The following is a 12,754-nucleotide window of genomic DNA, read 5'->3' on the forward strand; positions in this document are numbered from 1 at the left end:
GGCATGCGCAGGCTTGCTCGATGTCATGATTCACCATAGAGGAACGGCTAATCGACGTTTACCTCGTACCAGCAACACCGATCAGGTTCCCCTCGGGATCGCTGAAATGACCGATGATCAGCCCGGTGGGTGCTCGATCCGGCCCGAGCCGGCGCGTCCCGCCTAGGCTTTCGGCCTGCCGCAGGGCGGCCTCCACGTCCGGCACGCCGACATAGAACATCGCGTGGGCTTGGTAATCGGGGCCGCCGCCGACGCCACCCGGAATTCCGACCCCATCGCTGGTTGTTGAGCGCTCGGTGAATCCGTAGTTATCTGGCTCAGAGACGGCCTCCGATACTGGACTGCCTTGGTCGAATTCCCAACCGAAAAGCTGGCCGTAATAGCTTCTCAAGGCGCTCGGGTCTGAACCGATGATCTCGAAATGAACGACTGGTTGGCCCATGATGTGGCTCCTTCCGGTGTGATCCTTCGTAATGCATCGTCTTCTCGGGATCGGTTCTCCCGTGGTTGCCGAGGTTAGCAGAGTAGTTGTTAATCACAACTACGAAGTTGTTATCAGAAACTGAGCGCGATACGCTGGCGGCGTGCCCACGAGTCGCAGTTATGGGGATGCCTGCGGCATCGCCCGCGCCTTGGACGTCGTGGGGGAGCGCTGGGCGTTGCTTGTCGTCCGCGAACTGCTGCTCGGCTCGCAGCGGTTCTCCGACCTGCGTCGGGCCCTGCGCAACGCGAGTTCGAACGTGGTCGCAGATCGCCTGCGTGAACTCGAGGGCCATGGCGTCATACGCCGCCGCGTCCTGCCACCGCCAGCGGGTTCCTCCGTCTACGAACTGACCGACTGGGGACGTGAACTGGAGCCGATCGTGCTCGCCCTTGGTAGCTGGGGTGTTCAGCGGCCACTTCCGGCGACGCAGCTGACTCTCAGCGCCACCTCGGTGTTGCTGTATCTCCGCACAGCCGCCCGGTTGGATCCCGCATCCGCGCCGGCCGTGTTCCGGTTCGATCTCGACGACCGAGTCTGGACGATTCGTACTGGAGCCGGACGAGTGCTCGTCGATGCCGGCGAGCCGGTTGATCCCGACGCGGTTTTACGCACCGACCCAGCCACGCTCAATGCGCTTCTCGAGGATCCGAGCGGCCTCGATGCCGCGGTGACTGCGGCGGCCGTAGGCATCACGGGCGATGTGTCAGCGCTTCGCCGGCTACTCGGATCCGTGAGACCGCCGGCGAGCGCTGTCGGCAGCGTCTAGCTACGGCTCACCAAGGGGTCCTCAACCCGGCGGGCCTCAGGCCGGGTGGTCGTCCGGGCCTACGTCGTAGTGACACCCACGTCGTAGTGACCCGGCCACTCCCGATAGGCGATTCGGCTGATCCGCCGGGCCTGGGGAGGTTCACCCCACTCATCGAGGCCTAGGCGCGACAACGGCCTGAGTCGGGAGATGAGCGGGTGATTGCCGTCCAGCACATCGCAGGCAACGGCGGCGTGGACGACCTGGCCGAAGACCACCACGGAATCGCCAAGCTCCAGAGTGCTGTGCAGTTGACACTCCAGCGCGGCGGGCGAGGCCGCAACCCGCGGTGGGGCTACCAGCAAGCTGGCCTCGCGGTCCAAACCCACGGCATCGAATTCGCTGACGTCGGACGGAAAGTCGGTGGCTGTCGCGTTGATCTGCGTGAAGAGGGACTCGGTGGCAAAGTTCACGACAAATTCCTTCGTCGCCTCGATGTTTCGCAGCGAGTCCTTGCGGCCGACCGAAGTGAACTGGACTATCGGCGGGTCCACGCAGGACACCGTAAAGAATGAATGTGGCGCCAGATTGTGGACGCCGGTCGCAGACGTCGTAGACACCCACGCGATCGGCCTGGGAACGACGAGAGCTGTCAACAATCGGTAGAACGGGCGGGACCCGACCTCGGCCGGATTGAAGCCTGTGCGCTGCATGCCCTGAATAGTGCCTCACCATCGGGCTGCGCACAGCCAGGCGGCTCGCGTACGTTTCACAACGACGCGATCGCGGCGAAGGTAGCGAACGAAGGCAGCGAACTAAGGCAGCGAAAGAAAGAAGGCAGGGCGTGAACGACCAGGGCAAGACCGAGGGCCTCAGCAATGCTGCAAGCTGGCTAGCGGTGGCCCCGGACTCTGGCTATCCGCTGCACCACCTGCCTTTCGGCGTGATCTTCACCTCGGCCGGTGGCGAGCGGGTGGCTACCCGCTTGGGCGATAACGTCATCGATCTCTCGAGCTTGGCCCGTGCCGGTCTGCTGGACGGCGTGCTCGACGAACCAGCGGCCACTTTCGGCGCCCCCTCGATGAACGCCTTTCTCGGCCAGGGACCAGCGGTCTGGCGAGGGGTGCGCGGTCGGCTGATCGAACTCTTCCGAGCACCTCGAAGTCCACAGCTGACCGCAGAGGTGCTTGCCGACGCCCTGATCGACATCGCGGATGTGGAACTCCGACTCCCGGTCAGCCCGACGCACTTCGTGGATTTCTACTCCTCGCTCTACCACGCCGAGAACGCGGGGGAGATCGTCCGGCCGGGCGCACCACCCCTGCCCGCCAACTGGCGGCACGTCCCGCTGGCCTATCACGGTCGGCCCGGCAACCTCGTGGTCAGCGGCACGAGTGTCCGGCGTCCACACGTCCACCTCGTCGACGAAGCGTCCGAACCCGTGCGCCGGCCAACCCGGCTGCTCGACTTCGAACTAGAGGTTGCCTTTGTAACCGGCGGCGGAAATCGCGTTGGCGAGCCGATCACGACCGAACAGGCGAGCGAGCACATCTTCGGGATCGCCTTGCTGAACGATTGGAGTGCTCGTGACGTCCAACGATTTGAGAATCCGCCGCTCGGGCCACTGATGTCGAAGTCCTTCGCCACCACGATCGCGGCGTGGATTACCCCGCTGGATGCACTGGCTGGGCAGCGGGTCGACGGACCCGTGCAAGACCCGGCCCCGTTGCCGTACCTGCAGCGATACACCCAATGGGGCTTGGACATTCGGCTGTTCGCCGCGCTAAAACGCGATGGGCAGACCTACCCGTTGACCGAGACCAACCTGCGGCACATGTATTGGACGATGGACCAGCAGCTGGCTTACCTGACCGGTGGTGGTGCCCGGGTATTGCCGGGGGATGTCTACGGCTCAGGAACCGTCTCCGGGCCGACCCCGCAATCACGAGCCAGCCTGCTCGAACTCACCCGCGACGGGCGCGTACCGCTGAACTTCGGTGACTCCGTCGAGGTCGGTTACCTTCGCGACGGTGATGAGGTCATCTTGACCGGACTAGCCGGCACGGGCGACACCGACCAGCCCGTTCTGAGCCTCGGCGAGGCGCGAGGCGTGATAACCGCCGCCGCAGCACTGCAGTGATCGCTAGTCTGGGTCTTGAGTCACGAGTCGTACTGGAACAGACGGAGATGAGGCGCAGGTGACCGTCAGCGTGGATCCCACCGAGGTGAGCGACCTTCCGCTATGCACCGACGTGCAAACGATCATTGAGATTAACCAACTCTATGGCCGGCAATCGCATCTGATCGATTCTGGTCGAGCCCTGGGCTGGGCTCAGACCTTCACCACGGATGGCATCTTCGAGTCTCCCAGTTATCCAGCCCCAGTCGCCGGACGCGCCGCCCTGATCGAGTTCGCGCGTGCCTTCTTGGTGAATGCGCGAGCTGCCGGCGAGGTTCGCAAGCACGTGATCAACAATCTCACCGTTGCTCAAGACGAGACGCAGACGTGGGTTGAGGCCTACGTGACGATCGCGGCCACCCCAATCGGTACCAATTCCTGGTTCAACCGACTCACGGTCGTGCGGGATCGGTTGGAGGCCTCGCCCGAGGGGTGGCGTATCGCGCATCGACACGTGCACCGCGAAGACCTGCAGTAAAAGAGGAGCGTCTGATGACTTTCTACCGTCGTGTCGGATCCATTCCGCCCAAGCGCCACACCCAACACCGCGACTCTGCCGGGCGCCTGCACTACGAAGAACTGATGGGGGAGGAGGGATTCTCGTCGGATTCTGCACTCCTCTATCACCGCGAAATCCCGTCCGCCATCGTCGACGCAGCGCGCTGGGATCTGCCCAGTACGGCCCTGGAGGCGAACGAGCCCTTATTGCCACGCCACCTCCGGCTGCACGATCTGTTCACCGAGAACGAGTGGAAGGCGGCCGACCCGGTGTCGGACCGTCGGCTGGTGCTCGGCAACGCCGATGTTCGTATCTCTTACGTCGCCGCTGGATTGCCCTCACCGCTCTACAGGAACGCGATCGGCGATGAGTGCGTATTCATCGAGTCGGGATCCGGCACCGTAGAAACCGTCTTCGGAACCATTGATTTTGCTGATGGAGACTACGTTCTGCTACCACGGGCCACGACTCATCGATGGATCCCTGACCCCAGCGCGCCAGTGCGTGCCTACATCATCGAGGCAAACTCCCACATCACTCCGCCGCAGCGCTATCTTTCGAAGTACGGCCAGCTACTCGAGAATTCACCGTATTGCGAACGGGATTTCAGCGCGCCGATCGACCCGTTGCTGATCGAAGGGCGCGATGTCGACGTCTACGTCAAGCATCGCTCGTCGCAGGGGATCGCGGGCACCCGCTACACCTACGCCTCGCACCCCTTCGATGTCGTCGGGTGGGACGGCTGCCTTTATCCCTATACCTTCAACGTGAGTGATTTCGAGCCGATCACCGGCCGAGTCCATCAGCCGCCGCCGGCGCATCAGGTGTTCGAAGGTGCGAACTTCGTCATCTGCAACTTCGTGCCTCGAAAGGTCGATTACCACCCGCTGTCGATACCCGTTCCCTACTATCACTCCAACGTCGACAGCGACGAAGTGATGTTCTATGTCCGCGGCAACTACGAGGCGCGCAAAGGCTCAGGTATTGCGGCCGGTTCGGTCTCATTGCACCCGGGCGGTCACGCGCACGGCCCCCAACCAGGGGCTTATGAACAGAGCATCGGCGTGCAGTCCTTCGACGAACTGGCGATCATGGTCGACACTTTCAAGCCACTGTTGCTCGGCGAAGGTGGTCGGGTGGCCGATGACGGCAAATATGCCTGGAGCTGGTCGGGGGGCAGGTCGTAGCCGGTCAATTCCCGGCATCGACCACCACCTGGGTAGCCAGGGCGACCTCCTGCGGTGACAATTGCCAGCCCGCAGCGCCGACGTTCACCGTCACCTGGCCGGGTTTCGATGCGCCCGCTATCACGCTTGCCACCGCGGGCTGTCCCAGTAACCAGCCGAAGGCCAGTTCGATGAGGGTGTGACCACGCTCCGTCGCGAACGCCTCCAGCGCTTCGATCCGGTTGAACGCCCGGTCGGAAAGGATCTTCGCTCCCATACCGTCCGGAACCTTGTCAGCCATGCGCGAGGCCTCGGGAAACGCCTCGCCTCGCCGATACTTGCCGGTCAGCACGCCGCTTGCCAGCGGGTAGTACGGAATGTAAGCCATGCCGAGCCGGTCGGCCGTTGGCAACACCTCGTCCAGGTTGCCACGTTGCAAGAGATTCAGCGGACCTTCGATGCTGGCGAACGGCAAGAGATCGTTGTCGGCCGCCGCCGTTGCCGCTTCCTCCAGAGCAGCGCCGGTCAGGTTCGAGCATCCGATCTCGCGCACCTTGCCAGCGGCGACGAACTCGTTCATCACCCCGAGGGTCTCTTCGATCGGCACGTCCGGGTCGGGAAAGTGCAGTTGATACAAATCGATGTAGTCGGTGCCCAAGCGCCGCAAGCTGTCCTCCAGCGCCTGCCGCGCCCACTTGGCGCTACCGCCACCCAGGGTCTGGTCGTAGTGCGGTCGCGCCCCGAACTTCGATCCGATGATCACCTCGCCCCGCCGCGCGCCGAGGGCGCGACCCAGATATTCCTCGCAGCGTCCCCACCCGTCAGGGTCAGTGGAATCGAAATAATTTTCGCCGTACTCGTCGGCGGTGTCGAAATAGGTCACTCCGGCGTCGAGAGCCTCGCTGACGATGCGTGCCGACGTGGCTTCGTCGCAATACTGCGTGCCCAGCTGATTACACCCGAGTCCGACGACCGAGACCGCCAGCTTTCCGATCGTGCGCTGCTCCATGAGTACGTCCGCCCCTTCGCTTTTCGTCGTCCGTCCTTCGAATTGTGCAACACCGGGCATCGATAGGGTGCCGAGCGTTACACGATTCGGGGGTCGGATACCGTGCAAGGGTGTTCGAGTTGGGAACCGACGGTCCGAATGTGCTTCTGGTTGCAGTCGATGGGTCGGAGACGTCGCTGCGGGCCGCGGCCTACGCGGCAGGGCTGGCGCGCCGTCAGGGCTCCAAACTTGTGGTGCTCTTCGTCCATACGCTCGGCGCAACGGGTATTTCGCCAGAGGCGACCACCGCGGTCCGGTTCAGCAACAACGCGGTCGCTGAGGAGCTGCGAGCTGCGATCGCCGAGCAGGCACCGCGGCTCGGTGTCGACGTGACACTCGTCGAGCGCGAAGGTAACCCGTTCGCCGAAATCGTCCGCCTGGCCGAAGAACGCCGGGTCGACGCTGTCATCGTCGGCGCCTCAACGAAGGCCGGGCACCGCTTGATCGGCTCGCTTGCCGTGCACCTGGTCAAGGACGCTCGTTGGCCGGTAACCGTCGTCCCGTAGGTCGCCGGCGGCCCATGGCTCACTGGTGGGTGCTGATGACCGCGTTCAGCGCGGTGCCCCACACGCTGAGCCACTCGTCGATGACTGGCGCCAGCTCTGGTATCTGCGACTCCAGAATGTAAAGGCCGCGGGTGGGGCAGCTGGCGCCGATCTCGATCAGGACGGGACGAAGCTGCGCTTCCACGGCGAGTGAGTGTGCCGGGGACGCACCGACCATGAGCGGTACGACGGCGCGAGCGCCGAGCTCGTCGCGGCCGAACTGATCGAGAAATGCCTTGAGCAGCCCGGTGAAGGACGCCTTGTAAACCGGGGATGCGAAGACGATCAGATCGCTGGCCAGCACAGCTGCCTTGGCCTGGGCAACCTTGGCATCGCCCCACGAGAACAATGCCGGTCCGAGCTCAGCCAGCTCGATCACGGTGGGCTCGTCGCTGAGCTCACCGTCGCCATCAACCGCGCTGCGGCCGACTGCCTCGGCCACCGCGATAGCGGCCGAGGCAGTGCGTGATGCGACTTTCGGATTGCCGACCACAACAGTTGCTGACACCGTTACTCAGAACTCCAACAGATTGTCGCGAAATTGCTCATGCGTATATGACGTTCGCACCAGACCGCGACGCTGAAGCTCGGGCACAAGTCCGTCGGTGATCTCGGTGACGTAGCGCCGATTTAGCTTCTTTTCCGGGCTCGTGATCAGGAAGCCGTCGCCACCGACCTCTGCCATGAACTCCGCCATCTTGTCCGCCACGGTTTCGGGGGTTCCGACGAAGTCGTTCGCGCCGCCGAGGCCGTCGTCGATGACCGCCTGTCGCAGCGTTTTACCCTCAGCACGTTTCGCGAAAGCCTCTAGAAAGCCCCGTTCTCCGTTGGTAGTGACCTCTGGGAGCGGCGCATCGAGGTCGAAGACCGAGAAGTCGATCTCGGTGATCGAACCCATCGTCGTGAGAACCAGCTCGATGAAGAGTGGGTCAGACATCCATCGCAGCTTCTTGGCCTGAGCTTCCTCGACGGTGTCGCCGACAATGGGCGCGATGAGAAACAGGACCTTGCAGTCATCGGGTTTGCGACCCTGATCGACCAGTCTTGCGCGGATGTCGTCGCGGAAAGCCTTCATGCGATCAGGGGTGTTGGCGGTGGCAACGATGGTATCTGCGAAACGCGAGGCGAAGGCCCGACCGGGCGGCGAGGCACCGGCTTGGCAGAGCACCGGATGGCCCTGGGGGGCGCGCACCGTATTCAGGGGCCCGCGAGAGCGGTAGTACTTGCCCTCGAAGTCGATGGTCCGGACCTTGGTGTGATCGACGAAGGTTCCGGTCTCGCGATCGCGAACGACCGCATCCGGATCCCATGACTCCCACAGGGCGGTCACCAGCTCGAGGTACTCGTTGGCCATCGCGTACCGCTCGTCGTGTTCGTAGAGCTTGTCCATGCCGAAGTTCTGCGCGGACCGGTCTTCAGCTGATGTGACGATGTTCCACCCGAACCGGCCGCGGGCGATGTGATCGATGGTGGCGCAGAGCCGGGCCAGCAGGAATGGTGGGTAGAAGCTCGTCGACATCGTCGGCACGAGTCCCAAGCGAGACGTGGCCTGCGCCATGAGCACCGCCAGCGGTACCGGGTCGTGCTTGGGGTTCACGCCGTGTTTGAGGTCGTTCTCCATGGTTCCGCCCCACGCGGTTGACACCATGAGCTTGTCCTCGATGATCACGTAGTCAAAGCAGGCTCGTTCGAGATCCTTGGCCATCTCGACATAGAAGTCGCCGGACATGTCCCGACCGCCGGCGCCCCAGGTGCCGCTCCAGTCATCGGTCACGAAATTCAAGAACCACGCAAGATGAAACTTCTCGTCAGCCACTGATATCCGACACCTTCCAGTGCTCGTCTACGGTCCATTCGATGCCGTCGGACAGGACAACGGTTGCCTGCCCATCGCCTACCGAGGCAGGCGGCGCGGGAGCGGTCGCTCCCACCGGCCAGCAATGATCGATCACCCACTCCTCCCCTTGCCAAATCCAGGCGACGGCCGCGAAGGTGCCGCCGGCAAGGCGTTGGTCAACGATCGTCAGCGCATAGCGTCCGGTGCGGACGAGACGACCGCTCGGCGAGCTCAGGGCGAGCAGCTCTCCAGAGCCTCCCGGTAGTCGTTGCCAGCGTTCGACATACGAGATTGTTCTTTCGCCCTCATAGGAAACGCCAGTCTCGATCAGATCATTGCCATCCCAACTGATCACGCCGACGTCTTCGAAGATGCTCCTGTCCAACTCGATTTCCGGACTCCAAGTGAGCGACGGTTCAGCCCAGCTCGTAGTGCCGGCGAACGACATGACACCGTCGGTACCCTCGTGAGGCACTCGCAAATCGCAATGTTTGGTGGGGGCTTGCAACCACCACACGACGGTGTTCTCAGCTGCTGGCTCGGCGCCGTTCATCGTGATGCCGTTGCGAACCCAGCCGCCAGTCATCTCGGCGGGGATCACGCTCACTCCGCAGCGACGAGAGTCGGGTCAACGGTGCCCTCCACCGGTCGAGGCAGCTCAGCTTCGCGTTTGAGTTCGGCCTCACGTCCGAACGAGTTCTTCTCCATCCAGACCTCTGGCATCGAGATTTCACCGGCGGCCAAACGCTCTTGCAGGTAGGTGAAGACTTGGACTGTCTGCGCGTACAAGTGCTCTCCTGCGCGCAGCGGCATTCTGTTGGAACCGTCAGGGCGGCTAAAGCGCTCCAGCGGCGCGACGAGCACGTCGTAGTCGACGTTGAAGAACAACGGAAACGAATAGCGCTCCTCGGCTACCTTGCGCACGCGGTGCGTAGTCGAGACGAAGTCGCCGTTCGACCAGATCTCGAGCATGTCGGCGATGTTGACCACGAACGCGTCATCCATCGGAGGCGCGTCGATCCACTCGCCGGCGCCATTGAGCACTTCCAGTCCCGGTTTCGTGGGTTTGAGCAGGGTGAAGACCTCGAAGTCGGTGTGGGCTCCGATTCCGAGGGAGTCAGTGGCCGCCGGGTCGAAGGGGTAGTGGATGAGGCGAAGCTGGCTGGGAGCCTTCGTAACCATCGCATCGAAGCGGTCGGCCGGTTCACCGAGCGCGAGCGCGAAACCTCGCAACAGCACCTTACCGAAGGCGAGGACGGCGTCGTAGTAACGATTGACGGTCTCTGCCATGCCGGGCAGCGGCGGCCACTGATTCGGGCCGACCATCGGATTGCCAGCGAGATAGTCGGGGTCATCGGCCGGTAGGTCGAGGCTGAGATCGAAAGCCTCCTTGAGATCTGCGGGCTTCTGATTCTCGGCCGCCTTCGACTTGTTGATGTAGCCGCCCTCTTCGCCGGTCGGCACGTAGCCACGGTGATTGGACGAATTGCCGATGTAGACCTTCATCTTCTCTTCGAGCGGCAAAGCGAAGAATTGCTTCGTCACTGACAGCAGATCATCGAACAGCGCTTGACTCACGCCGCTTCCGGTCACGTAGAGAAAGCCGACCTCGCGAGCTACCTTGCCCAGCTCCGTGGCAACCGCTTGCTGCTCCTCGGGGGTGCCGTACAGACCTGCAACGTTGACGACGGGGATCTCCTGGAAGCTGCTCAGCTTGCCGGACGTGCTCATAGCCCACCCATTTCGGTCGGCTCCCAGACAGCTGCGGACAGGCCTGGGAGATCGAATCTCCCGGGCTTTTCTCCCGCCGTGGCACACCGCGCTGGGCGATGCGTGCATCTCTTGGACCAGACCCGAGTGAACGGCGGAACCCTAGACGCGCCCCGCTCGAGGTCGAGTGGGTCGAGAACCAGTGAACGGTGTTTCGGTTTCAGGCTTCGCAAGCTTCGATGACCGTCGTGTTACGGGCGCTAACTTTCGCTGCGCACCCGGAAGACCGGGAAGCCTGCTGCGATGCCGCCGAGCTGTTCATCGGTCGCGTTCTTGTCGACGCCCTCGAAGAACTTACCGACTTCCCAGCCCCAGCGCCGCAGGTATTCGCGCAAGATCGGCACCTTCACGTCGTCGGCGATCTCGTCGGCCTGAAAGACCTCGGTACGCCGGCCGACCCGCAGTTCGCCGCCACCGGAGACGCGAATATTGCGGACCCACTCGGTCGTGCCGCGTGGCGCGACGAGGTAGCGCGAGCCCTCGACGGTGAGCAGGTTGACCGGAGTGGTGCGCCATTGACCGCTTTTGCGGCCGCGGACTCGCAGCTCGCGGGAACCGACCACGCTGATGCCGATGCGGGTCAGACCGCGAACGGTGCGGTTGAAGATATTGCGGGTGAACCAGTCGGGTTCGAGGTAACGCTGTTCGTCGGCCATCGGTTCGTCCTTCCCAGCTGAGAGCGGTGCTCTCGGTCAAGAGCAATGATGCCGTTACCTGGCTCAGCTTGTCAAGAGCACTGCTCTCGTTTGCGTTCAGTGATCACCAAATGCCGACATGGCTCCGCGCCCGGGCCCGTTGACGGCACGCCTCGGGCTGCCCGATCGGGTTCTGAGCGCGGTCTGGTTAGGGACTGGCCGACTCGGCGAGGGACCAGGTTCGGTCGAACCAACGTTGGATACGGCTGGAACCAAAGTTAACCTTGTCCGCCGCCAGCGCCTGCGAGGGTCCGTCCAGGGCTCCTACGGGCTTGATGCCACTCAGAAAGGTCACGTCGACACGAGCGACCTGGCCGGAGCCGAATTCCAGATAACACATCCCGTGGCCGTCGTACTGCACCGACTGCTCGCTGCCGCGAATCAGCGCACCGATCCGCGCAGCGACCACCGCTGCTTGGCCTTCGGCGAAAACACCGGCCTTCGGCGTACCTACGCTCGTGACATCACCAACCGCGTAGACACCGCTAAACGCAGTCTCGAGGGTCAGCGGGTCGACCGGTATCCAGCCGTCGACAGTCAGACCGGCCTGCTGAACCACCGCGGGCGCTCGATGTACCGGCACGCCCAGAAACAGGTCATAGCCAATCTCGCTGCCGTCACTCAATTCGACGACCTTTCGGGCCGGGTCGAGCCTGGTTACCAATCGCTCGGGGTACCAGGCGATCTCGCGTTCGGCGAAGGCCCGCAACAGCGCGTCCGAAGCGGCCGGTGACGGAGGGATCGGCACGCCCATGGGCATTACCAGCGAGATCTGGGACGCAGTTCGGAGCCCGCGCGCGACGAGGTAATCGTGCATGAGCAGGGCAGTTTCACTCGGTGCGGGCGGGCATTTGAACGGCGTCGACAGGACCCCGACAACGACGCGACCACCACCAAACCGTTCGAGGACGTCGCGGGCGGCGAATGCACCTGCCACTGTGTAGAACTCATGACCTGATTCCACCAGTCCGGGTGTGGCGCTCGGGTCGAGGTCAGCGCCCAGCGCTACCACCAGAACATCGCCCTCGAACGTCCCGGCATCGGTTTCGACCCGCTTGGCGATCGGGTCGATCGAGCGCACGGTCGACTGCACGAACCGCACCCCGGGCTTGACCAGGTCGCGATAGGGGTGTCGCACCTGCGCCGGGATCGCGCGACCGAACATCACGTCCAGCTTCGAGAAACCGAACACGAAGTCGTCGCTCTGATCGATCAGTACGACGTCGACGGTGTCGCCGAATTGCTCGGACAGCGTTGCAGTTAGTTCCAGACCACCGAATCCCGCACCGAGGACCAAGACGCGCATGGCAGGAGGCTACATGGCCAGTGCTACATGGCCAGCGCTTCGTACACCTCGACGGATCCGCCGCTTTGCAGGACGGGGCAGCCACTGACCTTGGCTGAGGCCTCGTCGAGCGAATCTGCTTCGATGATCGAGTAGCCGCCGACATTTGACGTCCCACCGGCGACAGTGCCGCCCGATTTGACGGTGGCCGAACTGCCGAAAGGGTTGCCTGTTTCGGTGACGGCAGCGCCGAGCGTGCCGAACCATGCGCCCCACGCCTGCATCGCCTGCTCCTGAGCTTCGGGCGTCTCGGCCATCTGGGCACCGGTGTAGAGGTAGACGAACTTCGCCATTGTGGTTCTCCTTTGATCTGACGACAGACCGATCGCTGTCGGCAATTGGGTGACAACACCATGGCGACGAACGGCGGCGAGCAGAATCGACACGTCAGCAGACAAGTTCTCCCGTGAAATCTGCCTGCGAAATTCTCCCTCGAATTTT

At 63.2% G+C, this 12,754-nt stretch carries 15 protein-coding genes and 1 riboswitch; of the genes, 5 read left to right on the forward strand and 10 right to left on the reverse strand.

Annotation, left to right across the window (positions count from 1 at the left end; translation table 11 throughout):
• Positions 1–58: 58 nt before the first annotated feature.
• A complete protein-coding gene (locus ACSMXN_RS08465) occupies positions 59–442 on the reverse strand; it encodes a VOC family protein (RefSeq protein WP_022911415.1) in 384 nt (127 codons plus the stop codon).
• A 142-nt stretch (positions 443–584) separates the two neighbouring features.
• On the opposite strand from ACSMXN_RS08465, the gene ACSMXN_RS08470 reads away from it, so the two are divergent.
• Positions 585–1,250: a transcriptional regulator gene (locus ACSMXN_RS08470; protein ID WP_022911416.1), complete on the forward strand. Its 666-nt coding sequence runs from the start codon at positions 585–587 to the stop codon at positions 1,248–1,250.
• Positions 1,251–1,309: 59 nt separating this feature from the next.
• Here the strand turns inward: ACSMXN_RS08470 and ACSMXN_RS08475 are convergent, their stop codons facing one another.
• Positions 1,310–1,942 carry a flavin reductase family protein gene (locus ACSMXN_RS08475; protein ID WP_022911417.1) on the reverse strand — a complete coding sequence of 211 codons (633 nt, stop codon included), beginning with the start codon at positions 1,940–1,942 and terminating at the stop codon, positions 1,310–1,312.
• A 131-nt stretch (positions 1,943–2,073) separates the two neighbouring features.
• Here ACSMXN_RS08475 and ACSMXN_RS08480 point away from each other — a divergent pair, with 131 nt between their 5' ends.
• Genes ACSMXN_RS08480 through ACSMXN_RS08490 form a run of 3 tightly spaced genes read left to right on the forward strand, consistent with a single transcriptional unit; the run spans position 2,074 to position 5,094 of the window.
• Positions 2,074–3,369: a fumarylacetoacetate hydrolase family protein gene (locus tag ACSMXN_RS08480; protein WP_022911418.1), complete on the forward strand. Its 1,296-nt coding sequence runs from the start codon at positions 2,074–2,076 to the stop codon at positions 3,367–3,369.
• 58 nt (positions 3,370–3,427) lie between these two features.
• Positions 3,428–3,886 carry a nuclear transport factor 2 family protein gene (locus tag ACSMXN_RS08485; protein WP_022911419.1) on the forward strand — a complete coding sequence of 153 codons (459 nt, stop codon included), beginning with the start codon at positions 3,428–3,430 and terminating at the stop codon, positions 3,884–3,886.
• Positions 3,887–3,900: 14 nt separating this feature from the next.
• A complete protein-coding gene (locus ACSMXN_RS08490) occupies positions 3,901–5,094 on the forward strand; it encodes a homogentisate 1,2-dioxygenase domain-containing protein (protein WP_022911420.1) in 1,194 nt (397 codons plus the stop codon).
• 4 nt (positions 5,095–5,098) lie between these two features.
• On the opposite strand, the gene ACSMXN_RS08495 is transcribed toward ACSMXN_RS08490, so the two are convergent.
• The gene (locus tag ACSMXN_RS08495; protein WP_027138961.1) at positions 5,099–6,082 is read right to left on the reverse strand and encodes an aldo/keto reductase; all 984 of its coding nucleotides are present in this window, start codon (positions 6,080–6,082) and stop codon (positions 5,099–5,101) included.
• Positions 6,083–6,192: 110 nt separating this feature from the next.
• Here ACSMXN_RS08495 and ACSMXN_RS08500 point away from each other — a divergent pair, with 110 nt between their 5' ends.
• A complete protein-coding gene (locus ACSMXN_RS08500) occupies positions 6,193–6,627 on the forward strand; it encodes a universal stress protein (RefSeq protein WP_022911422.1) in 435 nt (144 codons plus the stop codon).
• A 19-nt stretch (positions 6,628–6,646) separates the two neighbouring features.
• Here ACSMXN_RS08500 and ACSMXN_RS08505 read toward each other — a convergent pair whose 3' ends face one another.
• The 7 genes from ACSMXN_RS08505 to ACSMXN_RS08535 form a co-directional block, all read right to left on the reverse strand.
• Entirely contained in the window at positions 6,647–7,174 is a 528-nt protein-coding gene (locus tag ACSMXN_RS08505) for an NAD(P)H-dependent oxidoreductase (protein ID WP_027138962.1), read from the reverse strand.
• Between the two features lie 6 nt (positions 7,175–7,180).
• Positions 7,181–8,482, reverse strand: a complete 1,302-nt coding sequence (locus ACSMXN_RS08510; protein WP_022911424.1) for an NtaA/DmoA family FMN-dependent monooxygenase — start codon at positions 8,480–8,482, stop codon at positions 7,181–7,183.
• Entirely contained in the window at positions 8,475–9,104 is a 630-nt protein-coding gene (locus tag ACSMXN_RS08515) for a hypothetical protein (protein WP_155958210.1), read from the reverse strand. Before ACSMXN_RS08515 ends, ACSMXN_RS08510 begins: the two co-directional genes overlap by 8 nt.
• 2 nt (positions 9,105–9,106) lie before the next feature.
• Positions 9,107–10,234 carry a 2-oxoglutarate and iron-dependent oxygenase domain-containing protein gene (locus ACSMXN_RS08520; protein ID WP_022911426.1) on the reverse strand — a complete coding sequence of 376 codons (1,128 nt, stop codon included), beginning with the start codon at positions 10,232–10,234 and terminating at the stop codon, positions 9,107–9,109.
• 55 nt (positions 10,235–10,289) lie between these two features.
• A riboswitch (guanidine-I (ykkC/yxkD leader) is annotated at positions 10,290–10,390 on the reverse strand.
• 83 nt (positions 10,391–10,473) lie between these two features.
• Positions 10,474–10,929: a nitroreductase/quinone reductase family protein gene (locus tag ACSMXN_RS08525; RefSeq protein WP_022911427.1), complete on the reverse strand. Its 456-nt coding sequence runs from the start codon at positions 10,927–10,929 to the stop codon at positions 10,474–10,476.
• Between the two features lie 187 nt (positions 10,930–11,116).
• Entirely contained in the window at positions 11,117–12,274 is a 1,158-nt protein-coding gene (locus ACSMXN_RS08530; RefSeq protein WP_022911428.1) for an NAD(P)/FAD-dependent oxidoreductase, read from the reverse strand.
• Between the two features lie 23 nt (positions 12,275–12,297).
• Positions 12,298–12,606: a YciI family protein gene (locus tag ACSMXN_RS08535; RefSeq protein ID WP_027138963.1), complete on the reverse strand. Its 309-nt coding sequence runs from the start codon at positions 12,604–12,606 to the stop codon at positions 12,298–12,300.
• Between the last annotated feature and the right edge of the window lie 148 nt (positions 12,607–12,754).

The sequence above is a fragment of the Parajatrophihabitans canadensis genome (genome assembly GCF_053764775.1).